The organism is uncultured Campylobacter sp. (assembly GCF_938002845.1).
In the GTDB taxonomy this organism is placed as follows: Bacteria; Campylobacterota; Campylobacteria; order Campylobacterales; family Campylobacteraceae; genus Campylobacter_B.
Genome location: NZ_CALKZP010000053.1, coordinates 1 through 19354, shown reverse-complemented (window position 1 = coordinate 19354; position 19354 = coordinate 1). Strand labels below are relative to the sequence as shown.

At 46.6% G+C, this 19354-nt stretch carries 16 protein-coding genes, 1 rRNA gene and 1 pseudogene; 11 read left to right on the top strand and 7 right to left on the bottom strand.

Going from position 1 to position 19354, the window contains the following annotated elements; all coding sequences use genetic code 11:
* Nucleotides 1–218: 218 nt before the first annotated feature.
* Nucleotides 219–488 (bottom strand): annotated as a pseudogene (gene tatB / locus Q0224_RS09450) (Sec-independent protein translocase protein TatB); the annotation flags it as partial.
* Nucleotides 489–545: 57 nt separating this feature from the next.
* Nucleotides 546–1619, bottom strand: a complete 1074-nt coding sequence (hemW, locus tag Q0224_RS09445) for a radical SAM family heme chaperone HemW (RefSeq protein WP_297950867.1) — start codon at nucleotides 1617–1619, stop codon at nucleotides 546–548.
* Between the two features lie 136 nt (nucleotides 1620–1755).
* Between hemW and Q0224_RS09440 the strand changes: the two genes are divergently transcribed.
* The 5 genes from Q0224_RS09440 to folP are packed head-to-tail and all read left to right on the top strand — an operon-like array spanning nucleotide 1756 to nucleotide 5714.
* Nucleotides 1756–2226: an RNA pyrophosphohydrolase gene (locus tag Q0224_RS09440; RefSeq protein ID WP_297950865.1), complete on the top strand. Its 471-nt coding sequence runs from the start codon at nucleotides 1756–1758 to the stop codon at nucleotides 2224–2226.
* Complete coding sequence (locus Q0224_RS09435; protein ID WP_297880342.1) at nucleotides 2226–3431, top strand: aspartate kinase; 1206 nt, start codon at nucleotides 2226–2228, stop codon at nucleotides 3429–3431. The genes Q0224_RS09440 and Q0224_RS09435 overlap by 1 nt, the downstream gene beginning before the upstream one ends.
* Nucleotides 3431–3964: a HobA family DNA replication regulator gene (locus Q0224_RS09430; protein WP_005873254.1), complete on the top strand. Its 534-nt coding sequence runs from the start codon at nucleotides 3431–3433 to the stop codon at nucleotides 3962–3964. Before Q0224_RS09435 ends, Q0224_RS09430 begins: the two co-directional genes overlap by 1 nt.
* Nucleotides 3961–4581, top strand: coding sequence for a DNA polymerase III subunit delta' (locus tag Q0224_RS09425; protein WP_297950863.1), 621 nt, complete (start codon nucleotides 3961–3963; stop codon nucleotides 4579–4581). Before Q0224_RS09430 ends, Q0224_RS09425 begins: the two co-directional genes overlap by 4 nt.
* Nucleotides 4578–5714: a dihydropteroate synthase gene (gene folP, locus Q0224_RS09420; RefSeq protein WP_297950862.1), complete on the top strand. Its 1137-nt coding sequence runs from the start codon at nucleotides 4578–4580 to the stop codon at nucleotides 5712–5714. The genes Q0224_RS09425 and folP overlap by 4 nt, the downstream gene beginning before the upstream one ends.
* Before the next feature lie 632 nt (nucleotides 5715–6346).
* On the opposite strand, the gene Q0224_RS09415 is transcribed toward folP, so the two are convergent.
* The 5 genes from Q0224_RS09415 to Q0224_RS09395 form a co-directional block, all read right to left on the bottom strand.
* Nucleotides 6347–7405 carry a hypothetical protein gene (locus Q0224_RS09415; RefSeq protein ID WP_297950861.1) on the bottom strand — a complete coding sequence of 353 codons (1059 nt, stop codon included), beginning with the start codon at nucleotides 7403–7405 and terminating at the stop codon, nucleotides 6347–6349.
* Between the two features lie 50 nt (nucleotides 7406–7455).
* Nucleotides 7456–8592: a cytochrome C gene (locus Q0224_RS09410; protein ID WP_297950860.1), complete on the bottom strand. Its 1137-nt coding sequence runs from the start codon at nucleotides 8590–8592 to the stop codon at nucleotides 7456–7458.
* Nucleotides 8593–8693: 101 nt separating this feature from the next.
* The gene (locus Q0224_RS09405) at nucleotides 8694–9116 is read right to left on the bottom strand and encodes a hypothetical protein (RefSeq protein WP_297950858.1); all 423 of its coding nucleotides are present in this window, start codon (nucleotides 9114–9116) and stop codon (nucleotides 8694–8696) included.
* Nucleotides 9117–9277: 161 nt separating this feature from the next.
* On the bottom strand, nucleotides 9278–11113 hold the full coding sequence (gene glmS / locus Q0224_RS09400; protein WP_297950856.1) for a glutamine--fructose-6-phosphate transaminase (isomerizing): 1836 nt from the start codon (nucleotides 11111–11113) through the stop codon (nucleotides 9278–9280).
* 2 nt (nucleotides 11114–11115) lie between these two features.
* Entirely contained in the window at nucleotides 11116–13572 is a 2457-nt protein-coding gene (locus Q0224_RS09395; RefSeq protein ID WP_297950854.1) for an HD domain-containing protein, read from the bottom strand.
* Between the two features lie 112 nt (nucleotides 13573–13684).
* Between Q0224_RS09395 and mqnE the strand changes: the two genes are divergently transcribed.
* The 6 genes from mqnE to Q0224_RS09365 all read left to right on the top strand — a co-directional run.
* Complete coding sequence (gene mqnE / locus Q0224_RS09390; RefSeq protein WP_297950852.1) at nucleotides 13685–14755, top strand: aminofutalosine synthase MqnE; 1071 nt, start codon at nucleotides 13685–13687, stop codon at nucleotides 14753–14755.
* A 10-nt stretch (nucleotides 14756–14765) separates the two neighbouring features.
* Nucleotides 14766–16058, top strand: coding sequence for an NCS2 family permease (locus tag Q0224_RS09385; RefSeq protein ID WP_297950850.1), 1293 nt, complete (start codon nucleotides 14766–14768; stop codon nucleotides 16056–16058).
* Between the two features lie 9 nt (nucleotides 16059–16067).
* Nucleotides 16068–16508 carry a phosphoribosyltransferase gene (locus Q0224_RS09380; protein WP_297950848.1) on the top strand — a complete coding sequence of 147 codons (441 nt, stop codon included), beginning with the start codon at nucleotides 16068–16070 and terminating at the stop codon, nucleotides 16506–16508.
* A gap of 15 nt (nucleotides 16509–16523) precedes the next feature.
* Nucleotides 16524–17723, top strand: coding sequence for a glycosyltransferase family 39 protein (locus tag Q0224_RS09375; protein WP_297950847.1), 1200 nt, complete (start codon nucleotides 16524–16526; stop codon nucleotides 17721–17723).
* A gap of 12 nt (nucleotides 17724–17735) precedes the next feature.
* Nucleotides 17736–18401, top strand: coding sequence for a prepilin-type N-terminal cleavage/methylation domain-containing protein (locus tag Q0224_RS09370; RefSeq protein ID WP_297950846.1), 666 nt, complete (start codon nucleotides 17736–17738; stop codon nucleotides 18399–18401).
* A gap of 512 nt (nucleotides 18402–18913) precedes the next feature.
* Nucleotides 18914–19354: ribosomal RNA gene (locus Q0224_RS09365) — 16S ribosomal RNA — on the top strand; the annotation flags it as partial.

Genomic DNA, 19354 nt, shown 5'->3' with positions numbered 1-19354 from the left:
GAGCCTTGCGTAGAGTTTACGGTGCCGCCCGAATTTTGCGCGGAATTTTCGCCGCTCGAATTTGACTTTAAATTTGCCGTCCCATTTTGTTTTTGTGCCGAGACTTTCGCGGAGTTTAGCACGTCTTTGGCGGCGTCCGAGCTAAGCGTTTCTTTAAGCGAGCTTTCCGCGTCTTTTAGCCCCGCATTTAGCGTCTCTTTGACTGAGTCGATACCGCCTTTGATCTCGTCGAGCTCCTCAAACGTGAGCTTTTTGCGCACGCCCTCACTTGCTTGCGTGATACTCTCTTTATATTTTTTGGCGTCCTCTTTGAGCTCGGCGATGCGAAGCTCCTGATCGAAGCTCGATTTTGCGTCGTTGATGGTTTTTTTGATGACTTTGAAGTATTTTGCGAGCTCGACCAGCACTTTTGGAAGCTTCTCGGGCCCTAGCACGATTATCGCGATGATTAAAATGACCGTAATTTCAGGCATACTGATACCAAACATAAAATTTCCTAATGTAAAAAGTGGCGTATTGTAACTAAAATTTCATTAATCTTAAATTTAGCGCCCGCGGCGGCTTTCTTGCGTGATAAAAAGCGCGATCTCGTCGGCGAGCAAAAAGTTGGGATTATAAAATTTACCCTCGCCGAATTTCAGCTTTTTTGCCCGCACGAGCAGCTGCGCGTTGCTTAGCTCCGCTGCGTTTAAAATACGTGCTTCAAGCCCCAAAACGCAGCGCAGCCCGAGAAATATGCGCTCAAGCTTTTTATCCTGCGCGCTTAGAGCTTCGCGCTGTTTTTGCAGCGGATCTGCAATGTAATCTTGCAAATTTTTAGGCGAGCTAAGGCGCACCTGTCCGCTAGTTCCGACCGCAAATGCCCCAAATCCGGCGTAATCCTCACCGCGCCAGTAGGCGAGATTGTGCTTACAGCGCAGTCCGCGCGCGGCAAAATTTGAAATTTCATACTGGCTAAAACCACTATCCGCCGCAAGAGCAAAGAGAAATTTAGCTAGAGCCACGCTTTCCTTTTTAAAGCTTTCGCGCCCAAAAAACGGCGTGTTCTCCTCGAGGCTTAGCGCATAGGCGCTTAGATGCGGCACTTCGCAGCGCACAAGCTCGTCCATTTCAAATTTTAAATTCCTCTTATCGTCAAATTTGCTCGCGTAGATTAGATCTAAATTTATATTATCAAAGCCCGCCGCTTTGGCATTTTGCACCGCTAGGAAAATCTGCGCGGCGTTGTGCGCGCGACCGAGGAACTTTAGCTTGGCGTCGTTGAAACTCTGCGCGCCGAAGCTGATGCGATTTACGCCGAGCCCCTGCATCGCCCTAAGCCAAGCGGGGCTGGCGGAGTTCGGATTAGCTTCCGAGCTGATTTCGGCTCCGGCAGCAAAACGCGGCGTAAGCAGCGCAAAAATTTCGTCGTAAAGCCCTGCATCCACGGCGCTTGGCGTGCCTCCGCCGATGAAAAGCGTCGAAATTTGCGCGTGCGGATTTTTCGCCAAAAAGTCGCGCACCTCAAGCTCTAGCGCGCGAAAGTAGCTTTTTACGAGGCTAAACTTATCGCTGAAGGAGCCAAAGGCGCAATACGGGCATTTGGAGGTGCAAAACGGCACGTGGATGTAGATGTGCAATGGCGGTCCTATGGGCTGAATTTATGTCACAAAATTTAGCGAATTAATTTGAAAATTTATATAAATTTTAAGCCTCTTAACGCAAATTTTAATATTTTTAGGTAGAATTTTGAGAAATTTTTTGTGAGAAAACGAGATGGAAAAAGAGAAAAATTACAGACCAAATGTCGCTGCAATCGTACTTTCGCCCTCGTATCCGTTTAATTGCGAAATTTTAATCGCGCAACGAAGCGACATCAAAGGCGCCTGGCAGTTTCCTCAAGGCGGTATCGATGATGGTGAGACGCCTAAGATGGCGATCCGCAGAGAGCTCGGTGAGGAGATCGGAACAAGCAAAGTCGATATCATCGCTGAGTGCCCGAAGTGGCTCAGCTATGACTTTCCCGATGGGGTAGCTCAAAAGATGCACCCATACGACGGGCAAATTCAAAGGTATTTTTTGGTGAGATTGCGAAGCTTAGCCGATATAAACATCAATACTAAACTTCCGGAGTTCGACGCATTTAAATTCGTAGGCGCGAATGAGGTTTTAAGGCACGTAAATCACTTCAAAAAGCCGATTTACGCGACGGTTTTAAAATATTTTAAGGAGGAGGGTTACATTTAATGCTGATCGTTCAAAAATACGGCGGTACGAGCGTCGGTACGCTAGAGCGGATCGAGGCGGTCGCGCAGCGCGTGATAAAGACTAAAAACGAAGGACACGATGTCGCGGTAATCGTATCTGCGATGAGCGGCGTTACCAATCAGCTCATCGAGCAGGCGGAATTTTTTACTAAAACTCCCGTAGGCAGAGAGATGGACGTGCTGCTAAGCTCGGGCGAGCGCGTCACCAGCGCACTTTTAGCTATCGCGCTAAATGCTAAGGGCTATGCTGCGATCGCATTTAGCGGGCGAGGCGCGGGCATCGTGACGGATAATTTTCACACCAAAGCTCGCATCGTCTCTATCGATCCAAAAAGTATGCAAGAGGCGCTAAAGCAGGGCAAAATAGTCGTCGTCGCGGGCTTTCAGGGCATTAGTACCGCAGGCGAAGTAACTACGCTCGGGCGAGGCGGAAGCGATCTTAGCGCAGTCGCCGTTGCAGGAGCGCTGAATGCCGATCTGTGCGAAATTTACACCGACGTAGACGGCGTATATACGACCGATCCGCGCATCGAGCCAAAGGCTAAGAAGCTTGATCGCATCAGTTACGACGAGATGCTTGAGCTTGCGAGCTTGGGAGCGAAGGTTTTGCAAAATCGAAGCGTCGAGCTTGCGAAAAAATTAAACGTAAATTTGGTGACGCGAAGCAGTTTTAACGATCATGAAGGAACACTCATAACAGGAGAAGAAAAGATGGAAGATGCGGTAATTAGCGGCATTGCACTGGATAAAAATCAAGCAAGAATTACAATTAGAAACGTAGAGGACCGCCCCGGCGTCGCGGCTGAAATTTTCTCCGCGCTTGCAAGTAAGGAGATCAACGTCGATATGATCGTGCAAAATATCGGACGAAACGGCGAGACGAATTTGGGCTTTACCGTGCCGCAAAACGAGCTAGAGACGGCCTATAGGGTAATGAAAGAGGTAAATCCAAATCCGAATTCCATCATCGAATCGGATGCCGATATTGTAAAGGTTTCTTTGGTCGGAGTAGGTATGAAAAGCCACAGCGGCATAGCCAGCAAGGCGTTTAAGACGCTCGCGGACGAAGGGATAAATATCCAGATGATCTCCACGAGCGAGATTAAAATTTCGATGATCGTAGAGGCCAAATACGGCGAGCTTGCCGTGCGCGCGCTGCATAAAGCCTACGATTTGGATAAATAATGCAGGATCTGCACACTTGGAGCGTCACGGCGATGCGCTCCGAGCCCGGACTTGAGTGGCTCGAGGATCGCAAGGAGGACTGGACGCCGCTTTTAGCATCAAAGCTAAAATTCCTCCACGACGGCTTTGCTTTCATCGTCATCTGCGACGATGAGCGAAGCTGGTTTAGCGAATACATCATCAAAAAGATCAACTCCTCTACCAACTCACGCCCGCTGCTACCGTTTTTTTCTTTGCGCTCGCTCTACCGTGGCGGCGTAAATAGCCTTGAGGACGCGCTGCTGCTAAACGATATGCTAAGCCTCGCGTTTGCCAACGGCTTTATATATTTTTACATCGGCAACGGCAACCATCCGCTAGCCAAAATCGCCAAAAGCCACGAGGATAGCTATCTGTGGCTCATCGACGAGAGGCTGCAAAACAGCTTCTACATGAGCGAGAGCGATCCGAGCCTTGATCTCAAACTGATCCAACTTTTTAAAATTTTAGATAAAAGCATTGACGCCGTGCTTTTTGACGAAGTGGTGCTTTGAAAATCATAAATCAGATCGTTTTAACCAGCGATTATGGGGGCTTTAAAGATAAAATTTTAGCCGAAATTCCACGCAAAAATTTAAGGTTTTTCGAAAGCACTGAACTTAAGATCGACGAGGCGCGAAAGATCATCGACGAAGCCTACGTCGCCGAGCGCGAGGATAAGATCATCGTCATCGCCGCTACGAAATTCGGCGAGGAGGCGCAAAACGCTCTGCTTAAAATTTTAGAGGAGCCGCCTAAAAATACGGTGTTTTTCCTGATCACCCCTTTCATCAACGCCCTGCTGCCTACCATCCGCTCGCGCCTCGTGGTGCAAAATCTCTGCGTGCGAAAGCCCAGATACCGCACCGGGTTAAATTTAACCAGGCTCAGCCTAAAGGAAGCGGTGGAGTTTATCGACGCGCAGATCGCGCTGGAGCGCAAGGGCGAGCTGGATAAAACGGCGCTAAAAGCGCTCATCGGCGAGATCGCGCTAGAATGCTTCGAAGCAGGCGTCAGGCTAAGCGGCGATGAGCTGCAGCGGATTGACCGCTTGAGTTATCTTGCCGAGCACAACGCTAAAGCCCATGCCGTGCTTACTCCGCTACTTTTGATGATCGAGGAGAAAAGATGAAAATTTATAAAATTTCAAACGAGGCCGATTTTGCGCTGATTTGCGAGCGTATCGGCGTGCGAAATGCGGGACGGGCGATAATGCAGAAAAAATCGCGGCTAAACTTTTTCTATCTAAAAGATCTGCGAGCGCCCGCGGCGAATATTTTAAAACAAGATGCCCTTAGTATCGGCGCCGAGCTTGCGTGCAACGAAGGGGTGATCCTGGGGCGCGACGATACGGACGCGGTTTTGATCGCAAATGACCGCCAGATCGAGGCTTTGGCGCAGAAAGAAACGCTGCAGGATTTCGGGCTAAAAGAGCTTGCGAAATTTCTAAGCGAGAAATTTGCTAAGCCGCAAAGCTGCGAAATAATGGGCGTAGTAAACATCAACTCCGATAGCTTCAACCCCGCAAGCCGTGCGGCAAGCTTAAAAGAGGCGACCAATAAGATCGAAAAGATGATTGAGCAGGGCGCCGCTATCATCGACATCGGCGGCGTAAGCTCGCGCCCGGGCAGCCAGTACTGCGGCAGGGATGAGGAGTTTGCGCGCATAAAGGACGTGCTGAGCGAAATTTACCACCTGCGTCTGCACGAAAGGGCTAAATTTAGCCTCGATAGCTTTGATGAGTATTGTTTGGAATTTGCGCTAGATCGGGGCTTTAGCATCATTAACGACATCAGCGCAAACCTCGCTCTTGCCCCGCTTGCGCTTCGCTACGACGCCGCTTACGTGCTGATGCACATGCAAGGAAATCCGCAAAATATGCAGCTTGCGCCCAAATACGACGATCTGATGGGCGAAATCGATGAGTTTTTTGCGCAGAATTTGCAGCAGCTGCAAAGCGTGGGACTTAAAAAGATCATCCTTGACGTGGGCATCGGCTTTGGCAAGACTGCCGAGCAAAATTTGGTGCTGATTAAAAATTTGCAGCATTTCTTGCACTTCGGCTGTCCGCTGCTCGTGGGCGCAAGCAGAAAGAGCGTTATCGATTTTTACAGCTCCTCCGTGGTCGAGGATAGGCTCGCAGGCTCGCTGTATCTGCACCAGATCGCGGCTTTAAACGGCGCCGCGATCATCCGCACGCACGACGTTTTCGAACATGCTCAAATGCTAAATCTAATGCGCGCGATGGATCGGATTCTGCTATAGTAAAATTTCAAAAAACTTATCGGAATTCTGCGAAATTCTATGGGATTTTCTTGAAATTTCATGGCTTGGCAAGATTTTGATAAAACCCGCTTTTTATAGAATTTTAAAATTTGTCCGAGTCAAATCTTTATAATTTTTATAAATTCTACCAAAGAGCGTTTTGCAAAATTTCATTAGAAATTCTTTCGTGCTTGGTTTTTTTCTTGGAATTTATTGCGTGTCCGCTTCTAAAATTTTATCAAATTATGCGTTGGTGCTTAAATCTTAACAAATCTCGCGCTGAAGATTATTGTGGCCGATAAAAATTCTACGTAGCGAGCCTATGTATGCGAACAGGTACAGCGCGTGAAATTTGCAAGCGGTGTGTATATTTTATAAAAAACGCCCACGCTGATCTACATTGCAAGCGAATCACGTGCATAAACAAAATCCTAAATCGCGCCACTATAATTTGCACCGCAAGCTTGCAATTTGATCAAATTTAGCGCGTACCAGCGGAACGACAAAACCGAACGAAAAGCGTGCGGTGCGGCAAATTTTAAATTTATTTTACGCGGCGGCGTAGAGTTTTAAAATTTATTTTCTGCGATGGCGCAAAATTTTAAATTTATCTGCCGCAAAAACAGAGGCCGCTACCGCTTAAAGTCGTGGATTTCGATATTTGCGTCATATTTTTTGCAAAGCTCGCTTACTTTTTCTTTAAGCCTTTCTTCGTCATAGCAGATGAGATCGATGTATGCGTGCCTCTGCCCAGTTGCGCCGCCGATTATCTCCAAAAACGAGCCGCAGCTTTCTAGCTCCTCATCCTCGATCTTATTTCGCAGATCAAAGCCCGCCTGCACGTCGCCGCCGCTACCGATGCTAAGAAAGCAAAATTTTATGCCAAGCTCGAAGGCTTCGTTATAGATGTCGTGCTCGCCGTTTAGGTATTGATTTACGATGGCCGTTAGGCAGGTGGTGCCCACGATCACGTCCTCGCGCACCTCGCTTCCGCGCGGCTCCATTTCGTAGCTAAAAAAATTCTTTAGCGGTTCGCGAGCGGCTTTTTCGCCGAATTTCTCATCGACCAGATCGGCGAATTCGCTTAGCGGCACGCCGTTTTCTTCGGGTTCGGCTAGCACCTCAAGCTCGCCTAGCGTATTTATGATCGCCGTTTCGCCGATCATATTGTCAAGCAGGATAAAGCTAAGGTTATAAGCCTTGCCATCGTCCTGCGCGAGCAGAGTGGCTAAATTTACATTGTAAATTTTGATATCCACGTCGCTTTCGTTAAACTGCGCGTAGATCATCGACTCCTCGGCGTTTACGCGGGTACCATACATCTCGATCCCGCCGATACCTCTCGGCGCACGCGGCTTTCCGAGCGTGCAGAGCATTCTGTCCTCGAGCTGTTTTGGCATAGCGTTTTTGATGAAGCTTAGCCAAAATAGGCGGTGCCTCATGCCCTCGGGAGTTAGCACCAGATCGAGCTTATCGCCTACGAGCCCAGTCATAAAATATGGCTCTGCAAGGCAGATACGAAGCTTCTCGTCGGTCTTTCGCATCGCCTTTTCAAACTCCTCCGCTGCCAAATCGGCCTTGATCTCATCTATCACGCCGCTAAATTCCGTCCAAAATTTATCCACTCTGCCGGCAAAAGTGCTTGGAATTTGCGCTTTTTCAGCTTTTTTACCAAAACCAAATAACCCCATATTTTCTCCTTAAATCAAATTTTACTCGCATTATAGCTAATTGGTCCGCCTCACGTGCACTGAAAACAGCCGCCCAAAACCTCGCATTTCTCGCAAATTTGCACGTATATGACTCCCTCGCCTTGTATCATCTCGCCAAATGGGATCTGCGCTAGATGTTTCATCGTCCCGCTGCAACTAGGACAGAGTAGATACTCGGCGTCCTGCACCCACTGCGGATAGCCGCCCACGGTCGTATCAAGCTCGCTAAAGCAGCCGTAAAAGGGCGACACTTCGTCGCCTAGTTTAAATCTCATACCGCACAGTCGCGCCATGTCCTCTTGCGAAAAATAACTCTCCGTAAATCCTTCGCCTTTATAGCTTAGCTCTATCTCGCCGTCTGCGCCTCTCTTGCAAAAGTAAACGACCGAACCGACGCAGGTCGGGCAGCAGCGAAATATCGCGTCGTGCTTTAAATTTAAAAACGCAAGCCGCGGCTCGCCAGCCTTAAGGCGTAGCATATCGAGCATCTCGCAGCCGCAAAACTCGCACTTTTGGTCTGTAGGCTCGCCGATTTGCACGGACTCATCCGCGTTTTGGTTTGAGTTTAAATTTGCGTCTTGGCTCGCGATTTTGCCATCTTTTACGCGCACCGCGGTGAGGCACTTTTCAAAAACCAAAGATTTTCGCTCGCCCGTCTCGTCAAACACCCAGCCGCCGATTTTTGCGTAAAATTCGGTACCCACGTAGAGCTTTTTACGCCACGGCCGCGGGTTTTTATACAGCTCGTAAAAAAGCTCGGCCGTCTGCTCGCCGCCCTGCCACGCAAGCGCGCAAAGTAGGTGATTTAGCACGTTTTTGGAGTTATCCTCTAGCGAGTTTAGTTTTGTCATGAGTGCGTCTTTTACATCGTCCGGCGCGCCGAAGTAGAGCTCTGGCGGATAGTAGATTTCCTTTGCCGCTGCGGCTCTCGCGATTCTTGGATCGTGGATGCCCAGCAGGCTAAAAAGCGCCCAAAAATCATTGCAGATCTCATCCCATTTTTCGATCTCATCGATTCGCTCCGCGATTTTTAAGATCATCGCTTCTACTTCGTCGGCGCTTAGGTTTAAAATTTCATCCCGCCTCTGCCTTTGGCTGCACGAGTGGCAGATGCCGTCGAAATAGATCGTGTTTTCGCCGCATTTTGGGCATAGATGAGCGCCCATATTTGCTCCTTGAGTTTAAATTTCATCAAATTTTATCAAATTTCGCTGCATTTGGCGAGCAAGCGCGGCTTTAAATTTGACTTCGTTTGCCTGCGCCAAATTTATCTATATCCGTAAATTTTTAGCCCGATTTCGTCTATTTCGTAGTCAAATTTGCCTGCCTTTGTCATGGCGTCCAGCACCGCTTCAAGCGGATTTGGGATAAAATTTGAGGCGAGCTTTTCGGTTTTGTTCATACGCGTTTGCTCGTAAAATTTAGGCACGAAAACCCAGTACAAGTCTTTAAACAAGATAGCTCCGTTGGCGCAGTCAAAATACCCATCCTGTAGGCACCCAAAGCCGCAAACGAGTACGATCTCCTCGTCGCTTGAAAGCAGTTTTGTGCGTAAGCCCTTGCAACCCGAGGCCTCTAAAATTTCGCAAAGCTTGAGCCATTTTGCGTCGTTCATCAGCGACGTGAGGCGACTTGCCTTTTTAGCTAGCCTTTTTTGATAAATTTCGTATTTTTCGTTTAAATTTTGCATGATGTTCCCGAGTGATAATAAATTTGCGTATAGGTAAGTTTAAAAATAATAAATAAAAATCGGTAGAAATTTGGGCGAGTAAATTTATATCGCCCAAATTTGCTGGATAGGTTTAAAAGCGAAATTTAGCGTCGTCGCCCGTCAAATTTCGCCTATTAAATTTACTCTACGGTCACGCTTTTAGCGAGATTTCTCGGCATATCCACGTCGTTGCCTAGCCTCACGGCGATTTCCAGCGCAAAAAGCTGCAGGATGATCATCATCTCGAAAAACTCGCTCATTGGATGAGTTTGCTTGCTCGTTTTGATAAAATCGTCGCTAAGCTCGAACTCCTCGGGGCTGATAGCAAGTATGTAGGCGTCGCGAGCGGCGAGCTCCTCGACGTTGCTTTTGGTTTTTTCGTAGAGGACGGTTTGCGGCATCAGTGCGATCGTAAAGAGTCTCTCGTCGGCAAGCGCGATAGGGCCGTGCTTCATCTCGCCAGCTGGATAGCCCTCGGCGTGCAGATAGGAGATCTCTTTGAGCTTTAGCGCGCCTTCTAGCGCAAGCGGATAAAATATATCGCGCCCGATGAAAAAGAAGCCGTGGCCGTGCAAATAGTGCTTTGCTAGGCGTCGGATGCGCTCTTGCGGTTCTTTGCTGATGTTTAAAATTTGCGGAACGTGCAGGAGCGCCGCGATCTCGTTTTTTAGCTCGTCTTTGCTTATCGAGGCTTTAGCCTGCGCGATTTGCAGCGTTAGCATCCATAGCGTCACGACCTGCGTGGCGAAGGCTTTGGTGCTGGCTACGCCCTTTTCGATGCCGGCGCGAGTTAGCAGCGTGTCGTCAGCTAATCGCACGATCGAGGAGTTATCGACGTTGCAGATAGCTAGCGTCTTTAGTCCTGCTTGCTTGGCGATTTTTAGCGCTTCTAGGGTATCGGCGGTTTCGCCGCTTTGCGAGATGACGATAAAAAGAGCGTTTTTGTTTAGTTTTGGGCGTCTATAGCGAAATTCGCTTGCGATCTCGACCTTGGCTCTCGTGTCTGCTAGCCGCTCAAAAAGATAGCTAGACGTAAGGGCTGCGTGATAGCTCGTGCCGCATGCGCAGATCACGATATCATCGATATTGCGTAGATACTCGTCTGTCAAATTTTCAAGACCTACTGCATCCTCTTTGACGCGTCCCATTAGCGTTTCGCTCACTACCGCGCTTTGTTCGTAGATCTCTTTTTCCATAAAAAATCTATAGCCCTCTTTTTGCGCGTAGCTTTTATCTGCTGGCAGCGCGGAAAAGCTCGGGCTTAGTTTTTTTGCGTCTTTAAAAACCGCGATCTCGTCAATGCTTACAAACCCGTAGCTTTTATCGTCCAGGTAACACACCTCTTTGGCTAGGCCGATTAGCGGGGCGTCTGAAGAGGCGAAAAAGACCTCTTTGCCTTCGCTTTTGCCGATGGCTAGCGGCGCGGCGTCCTTGGCGAAGAAAATTTTGCCCGGAGCCGTTTTGGTGATTAGCAGCGTCGCGTAAGCACCGTGCAGGCGCGCTACCGTCGCTTCGTATGCTCTAAACGGCTCGCCGATAGTTTTTAAATTTTCCTCAAAAAGGTGCACGATGACTTCGGTGTCGGTTTGGCTAAGGAAGCTAACGCCCTTTGCCTCAAGCTCCTCTTTTAGCTCTTTGTAGTTTTCGATGATGCCGTTATGAACGACGAACGAGTGCTCGCCTAGGTGCGGGTGAGCGTTGATCTCGGTTGGTTTGCCGTGCGTAGCCCAGCGCGTGTGTCCGATCGCGACGCCTTCGCCGCTAGAGCTAAAGCCCTCTGATTTTTTGGCTAAATTTTCAAGCTTGCCTGTGGCTTTGAAAAAGGCGATTTCTTGCGCGCATTTATCGCAACCGCCATCTAGACTCATCACCGCCATGCCTGCGCTGTCGTAGCCGCGATACTCAAGCTCTTTTAATCCGTTTAAAATAAACTCTCTTTTTTCTCTATTGCCGACGTAACCGACGATTCCGCACATGTTTACTCGCTTTCTAATAATTTTAAAATTTCGCCCAAATCCACGCCCTCGCGCTTTTCGATAAGTAGCAAATTTCGCGTCCTGTTTTTTACGGTTTGGATTCTAGCGTTGGCTATTTTTACATCAAATTCCTTAAAAACTCCCAATACGTAAGCCATCAGTCCGCGCTGATCTTTCGCGTTTATGCCCAGCTTTGCGTACTCTTGCGAGTGGTTCGCGTCGAAATTTAGCTCGCCTTTTAGTATTATCGGGCGATTTATCTGCGCTGAGGCGCCACTTTTTAGTGAGATCTCGATGAGGTTTTTTAGGGTTTCTAGCTCGCTTGATTTTACGTTTTTGTTAAACTCGAGCTTGACGTAAAATTTACCATCAAACAGCTCGAAAATCTCCATAAATCCAAGATCAAGATGCGCCAGAGCCGAGAGCAAAACGGCTAAATTCGGATAGTTTTGCGCGTAAATTTCGATGCTTAAGCTTTGGTGATTTTGTACTTGCACGCTTAGTTTATCCGCACTTTGCGCGGCCCAGGCGATAGCGATGATATCTGCTGGTTGGTATTTGGCAAAGAGCAAATTTGAGCGGATGGCGAAAATTTTTTCTTTCAAATTTTCGCTTAAAGCCGCAAATTTAGCGTTTCGCCTGATGCTAAGCTCCTTTTTTACGCGCCTTGAAGCCTCATCAAGCAGATTTTCATCCTCAAAGCTTTGCAAACAAATGCCGTAAAGCTCGCGCAAAAGTCGCGCCAGATAGGGCGTATAGAGCTTTTCGTCAGTCGCGTTTATCACGCAGTAAGCGACGATATAGGAAAGTTTTAGTGTTTGCGGATCGCCTAGTTTTGAGATAAAGCTAAAAATCGTGCGCTGATCGTAGATGTCCTCGCGGTTTGCCACGTCGTTCATCAGCGTGTGGTAGCGCACGAGCGTAACGCCGATATTTACGGCCTTTGCGCTCAAATTTAGCTTTGCGGCGTAGGCGCGAAAGATATTTGAGCCCACGACCGAGTGATCGCCGCCTAGCCCCTTGCCCGCGTCATGCAGGAGCAATGCTAGCTTTAGCAGCGTGCGCCCCTCGACACAAAGCTCGTCGTAGAGCGATTTTACGAATTTATCTTTGATATTTTCGGCAAATTTGACGCTTAAAACGCAGTGCTCGCCGACGCTAAATTTATGATAGCCGTCAAATTCGGCCAAATTTACGGCGTGCTCGAGCGGCTTAACCAAAACGGGCAAAATCTCCGCGTCCAAAAGCGCTTTGATGATGCAGTAAGCGTGGTTTCGCATCAAAATTTTTCTAAAAAGCGCGAGCGAATCCTCGGCGTCCTCTTTGCTGATTTGCGCGCGTTTTAGGTAAAAGATCGTTCCGACGTCAAATTTATACTCCGCATCGCCGAGAGCCAAAAGCTGTTTTAGCACTGCATTTAGCGGCCTAGCGCGGACGTGTAGCGGGACATAAATCGTATTTTCAAACCTATAAAATCCGTTTTTTAGCCGCGCAGTTCGCAGCTGGCTAAATTTAGCCCCGCTTGTAAATTTACTCCTATAAAAGCTAGAAACCAGGTAGCGCGAAAAAACGGCGACCGAGTGCATGCAGGAAAAGAGCTTTTGCGAGATGACGCTGCTATTTTCTTGCGTTTTTTTGGACTTGGTTTGCATGAGTGCGGTGATCTCGTTTAGCTTTGCGGGAGCAAAAACGTCCGAGCCTAGGGTTAAATTTTGCGCCGATTTTACGCAGAGGATAAAATCAGTCGCCAAATTTAGCGCGCTAAGCTCCTTTTCGTCGATAAATTTTAGAGCCTGCGAGCGCATGCTGATCTCGTTTTCAAAGCCGTTTAGAGCGCAGTTTAGATAGTATATGTCGTTCGTACCGCCTAGATCGTTTTTAAGATCGGGCTCTTGCTTTATGTTTGGGATATCGTTAAAAGCGCCTAGATTTTTGGCGTAAAATTTGAGATTTTCTTGCGCGTTAAACTCGCGCGTTTTATAAATCTCCGAGCGCGCGGCCTTGTAGAGCGTACGCGAGCCGCAGATATAGCGGATGCGGCTAAACGCGGCCTTTGCTTTGTGATCGTTTTTGTGCGATTCGAAAATCTCGTCCAGCTCGCAAATTTTAATATTTAGCTTTAAATTTGAGCCCTCCAGCGCGGCAACTAGCTTTTTTAGGATAAATTTGACGTTAAAGCCCGCGTTTTCTTTAAAGACGATTAAAATCTCTAAAACCGAGCTTGTAGAGATGAGGCTGTCTGCGTATTTTTCGGTAGCAATGACGCAAAATGGTATAAAATCTACATCTGGGTTAAAGTCTGCAAAAATCTCGTCCAAAACCCGCGTGCACAGAGCTTTTATCAGCTCGTCGCTTTGCTTTGCGATGAAATTTGCAAAGCCCTTGCCCTGAAGCTTTTTTAGCTGCGAGGCCAAATTTGCGCCGCCCAAAACGCCGCTTAAATTTCCTTTTAAAGCCACTTTTTTACCGCCGTCTTTTTGTGTAAATTTTATCCGATGATACTAAAATTTTGCAAAAACAAAGCTTTTTTAACATATAATCGCCGTTTAATATCTATTTTCGGAATAAAATTTGACAAATTTAATAGACAAACTCCAAAGTGGCGAGCGTCTGGACGCGGACGAATGCGCAGGCTTGTACGACCTAGACCTTTTTACGCTGGGTAAATTTGCAAACGCCAAACGGCGAAAACTGCACGGCAAAAAGGTATTTTTTAACGTAAATCGCCACATAAACCCGACCAATATCTGCGCGGACGTGTGTAAATTTTGCGCATTTTCCGCAAACCGCAAAAATCCAAACCCATATACGATGAGCCACGATGAAATACTAAAAATCGTCGAAAAAAGCGTTGCCGGCGGCGCAAAAGAGATACATATCGTCTCGGCGCACAACCCTGAGACGTCGTGGCAGTGGTATTTGGAAATTTTTAAAAAAATCAAGGAAAAATATCCGCAAATCCACGTCAAAGCTCTAACTGCGGCGGAGGTTGATTTCCTCTCGCGAAAACACGGACTTAGCTACGAAGAAGTCGTGGATAAAATGCTCGAATACGGCGTGGATAGCATGCCTGGCGGCGGAGCGGAGATCTTTGACGAAGAGGTTAGGCGTAAAATCTGCAAAGGCAAGGTGAGCTCGGAAAACTGGCTCAAAATCCACCACCTTTGGCACGAAAAAGGCAGAGAAAGTAATGCTACGATGCTGTTTGGCCACGTAGAAAGCAGACAAAACCGCATCGATCATATGCTGCGGATTCGAGGTTTACAGGACAAGACGGGCGGATTTAACGCCTTTATCCCGCTTGTTTATCAGCGCGACAATAACTATCTAAAAGTGGAAAACTATCCCGGCTCGGCCGAAATTTTAAAGACATTTGCGATATCGCGCCTTGTGCTCGATAACGTAGCGCACATCAAGGCATACTGGGCGACCTCGACGATAAATTTAGCCATGGTCGCGCAGGAATTCGGCGCCGACGATCTAGACGGCACGATAGAAAAAGAGAGCATCCAAAGCGCGGCCGGTGCGAAATCGGCAAGCGGTATGAGTCTTAGAAATTTTACCGATCTCATTCAGACGTCGGGTTTTATCCCCGTCGAGCGAGATAGCTTGTATAACGAACTAAAAATTTACGATAACTAAGGGGGCGAAGTTGGATTTTTTTAAACTCAAGCAAAACGGCACTAGCGTAAAAACCGAGTTTAGCGCGGGACTCACGACCTTTTTAACGATGATGTATATTGTGCCGGTAAACGCGATAATCATGAGCAAAACCGGCATGCCGATGGATGCGCTCATCACGGCTACGGCGCTTATAACGGTAATCGCTACCGTGCTAAACGGCATATGGGCGAACACGCCTGTGGCTATGAGCGTGGGAATGGGGCTAAACGCGTATTTTACATTTGGCCTCGTGCTTGGTATGCAGATACCGTGGCAGACGGCTCTGGGCGTGGTTTTCATCTCGGGTATAATTTTCGTCGTGCTATCTTTTACGAATTTTAGAATCTGGGTCCTAAAGTCCATCCCCGATGACGTCAGACGCTCGATAAGCGCTGGCATTGGTGCGTTTATCGCCTTTGTCGGACTTCAGCAGATGGGCGTAGTCGTAAATAATGACGCCGTGCTGGTTGGACTTGGAAATTTAAAAGATCCAAACGTTATTTTGGGCTTTGTGGGACTATTTTTTGTTATACTTTTTTGGGCGTGGAAGGTTAAGGGCGCATTCATCATCGCGGTATTTACGACCTCGGTGGTCGCTTGGATTTTTGGTATCGCGCCGTATCCGAAGGAGTTTATCTCGCTACCGGCTTCGATATCGCCGATATTTTTAGAGCTTGACATCATGGGCGCGTTATCTTTTGCGCTGCTACCGGTGATCGTTACCTTTTTCGTGACCGATCTTTTCGACTCTATCGGCACGCTAGCTGGCGTGGGAAATAGAGCGGGAATCTTTGACGAGAGCAATCAAAAAGGCGTCGAAAAACTAGAAAAAACCCTCGAAGCCGACGCGGTAGCTACGGTAGCCGGCTCATTAGTAGGCGTTAGTACGACGACGTCGTTTGCCGAGAGCGCTAGCGGCGTAGAAGAGGGCGGCAAGACGGGACTAACGGCGGTATTTTGCGGACTATTTTTCGTGCTTACGATTTTTATGCTGCCGCTTTTTAAAGCTATCCCTTCAAACGCGATATATCCGATACTGGTGATGGTGGGCGTGCTGATGTTTAGCGAGCTTGGAAATATAAATTTTAAAGATCCGGCCATCGCTATCTCGACGTTTTTGATAGTTATTTTGATGCCGCTTACATACTCAATCACGACGGGACTTTCGTTTGGATTTATGGCGTATCTGCTGGTTCGTATCATGAGGCGCGAGTGGGAGTATGTAAATATCGGCGTTATAGTGCTTGCGCTCATTAGTTTCATAGTATTTTTAGTGCATTAAGGAGAGAATATGCTGAAGTATCCGTTTGAGGAATTTCACAAAGACGTAAAAGTAATGGTGCGAGATATCAAAGCAAATTTCGAGCCCGAGGTGATTTTGGCAATCGCCCGCGGCGGGCTTACTTTGGGGCATTTTTTGGCGAGCTTGCTAAATAACCGCAATCTTTTTACGCTAAACTCAATCCACTACGAAGAGACTCAAAAGCTCGACACTATCGATGTATTTAACATCCCTGACTTATCTAAATTTAATAAAATTTTGATAGTGGACGATATGATCGATACGGGCGAGAGCATGATAGCTATCAAGCAAGAGCTTTTAAAGCGCTTCCCGCATATCGAGCTAAAGATCGCGACTATCTTTTATAAACGCAAAGCTCTTTTGTTGCCTGATTTTACGGTAAGAGAGGCGCATGAGTGGATAGAGTTTTTCTGGGAAGAGCAAATTTAAGCCCAAATTTTAGCCATGTTGCGCTCGGAAACGTTTTTACTTTTTATCATCTGCCTTATCGATTTTTGCTTTTTGTCGTACGCGATTAGCACGCTTAGCATTAGCTACTACGAGGCGGATGCGTTTTATAACTCGCCTAAAATTTCAGCCGTTTTGGCTAGAGCTTCGGTTGAGATTTTCGGGCAAAACGACTATGCTTTGCGCCTTCCTTTTGTTATTTGCCACATTTTTAGTGTCGCGCTACTCTACAAGGTATCAAAGCAAATTTTAAAACGCAAATTTGACCGAGTAGTAAGCGCGGTCGTGTTTATACTGCTTCCTGCGACGATGGCGTCGGCGATCTTGGTAAACGATGCCGGCATCATAATCGCGCTCTCGCTTTTGAGCATTTATCTCTATCAACTACGCAAAATGCTCGCTTTTTACGCGCTTTTGTGCGTATTGCCTTTTATTAGCGGCGCATTTTTGGTTTATTTTTCGGCTATTTTTGCATTCGGCGTTTATAGGCGCGACGCTAAGATGGCGTGGGTGGCGGCGCTACTTTTAGCGCTTTGTTTTTATCTTTACGGATTTAACTCGGGCGGTAAACCAAGAGGCCATCTGCTTGACACCGTGAGTATTTTTGCAGCCGCGTTTTCGCCTTTTGTTTTCGTCTATTTCGTCTATGCTATGTATAGAATTTGGATAAAAGAGACCAAAAATTTGCTCTGGTTCGTTTCCATAACTGCATTTTTGTTTTGCTTGTTTTTGTCGATCAGACAGCGGCTTGAGCTCGAAAACTACTTACCTTTTTGCGTTATTTCGGTGCCGATTTTGGTTCGGGTATTTTTTAGCTCGTACCGCGTGAGATTGCCGATGTTTAGACGCGGGTATAAAATTTTAGCTTCATTTGCCGTGGTTTCTTTGCTTGCGGGATTTTTGTTTGTGCTTTTTAACGAAACGCTTTACGGCGTGCTAAAAGATCCGACCAAGCATTTTGTTTACAGATATCACGTAGCAAAAGAGCTTGCAAAAGAGCTAAAAAATGAGGGCGTAGAAAAAATTTTCACGGACGATAAAAAGCTAGCCTTGAGACTTAAATTTTACGGCATAGATACGCGACCGGACGCAAATTTGCAGCTAGCAATTTTGGACCAGAAAGATAATTATGGTAATATAGCGGTCTATAAATTCGGCGTAAAAATCGCAAATTTTAAGATTATAAAAGATGATTAGAGGATAAATTTGATGAAAAAAGCTTTTACTATGCTAGAGCTTGTCGTTGTGATCGTGGTAATAGGAATAATAGCCGCCGCTGCGCTACCGAGAATAAACGATGATCATATCGCCGAAGCCGCCGATCAAGTGATGTCGCATATCCGCTATACTCAGCACCTAGCGATGCAGGATAGTAAATTTGACCCTACTGATGCCAACTGGTTTAGAAAGAGATGGAGTATAACTTTTACTCAGGCTGCATTTTGCGGAGGTGCAAACGAATGGAGATATAGCGTATATCATGATGATGGAGCTACAACGGGTAATTTAAATTCGGCAAACGAAGTTGCGAGAGATCCATTGGATCCGAATAGATTTATGAGTTCAGGATGGGCTGGTATCACGAATGCTGATTGCGCAAATGTTAGCAATAAATATAATTTGACGACAAATTTTGGAATAACTAATATTCAATTTCGCGGTGTATGTGGACAGGCCGGCTTGCAGACTTTATCTTTTGATGAATTTGGAAGACCTATGAGAAGTGTAAGTACTCCTAATGGCGGTGGTGCAACTAGGGGTTATAATAGGTTGGTTTACAATGGACAAAACTGTCAAATAGTTTTGACTACGGCGCGAAGAACCGCAACTATAACCATAACACCAGAAACTGGCTTTTTGCAGGTTACTTTTTAAATCGTCCATAAATTTAAAAATTATACAATTTTGGTTCATTTCTTCAGCTTCTTTTAAGTATATTGCTTGTATAATTCCAGCTCACGAATTGAGAAACCACCTTTAACTTTCACGTTAATAAAGCCTTTTCTTTTAATATCGTAAGTTTTAATTTTGAGTTAAATAAACAATTCTCTAATTTTTGAGAGTTTTTGAAACTAACTCTTAAATTATGTTTTTTAATTTAACACTGTTAAACTAATTAGTCAATCTTTGAAATCTAAACAAGTGATCGATTGAGCCAATCTTTTATCAGGCTTTCCTTGGAAAGTAGATAAGAGATAAAACTAATTAATAAAATTAAAGTTTTTTGATTAAAACTTCATATAAATTCTAAATCAATTAAATTTGATTTAGCTAAACGCTAATTTGGATTGCGTAAGCAATCTTAGTCTTTAGCGCTCTGCTTCGTTGCACTCGCAGCTGCAAGCAGAGGCTTCTTAGCAAAGCTTTGCTTTGCGCTAAAGAAGGTTAATATGGAGAGTTTGATCCTGGCTCAGAGTGAACGCTGGCGGCGTGCCTAATACATGCAAGTCGAACGGAGATTAAGTAGCTTGCTATTTAATCTTAGTGGCGCACGGGTGAGTAATATATAGCTAACTTGCCCATTACTAAGGGACAACAGTTGGAAACGACTGCTAATACCTTATACTCCGTATCTATACAAGTAGGTACGGGAAAGTTTTTCGGTAATGGATAGGGCTATATCGTATCAGCTAGTTGGTAAGGTAACGGCTTACCAAGGCTATGACGCGTAACTGGTCTGAGAGGATGATCAGTCACACTGGAACTGAGACACGGTCCAGACTCCTACGGGAGGCAGCAGTAGGGAATATTGCTCAATGGGGGAAACCCTGAAGCAGCAACGCCGCGTGGAGGATGACACTTTTCGGAGCGTAAACTCCTTTTGTTAG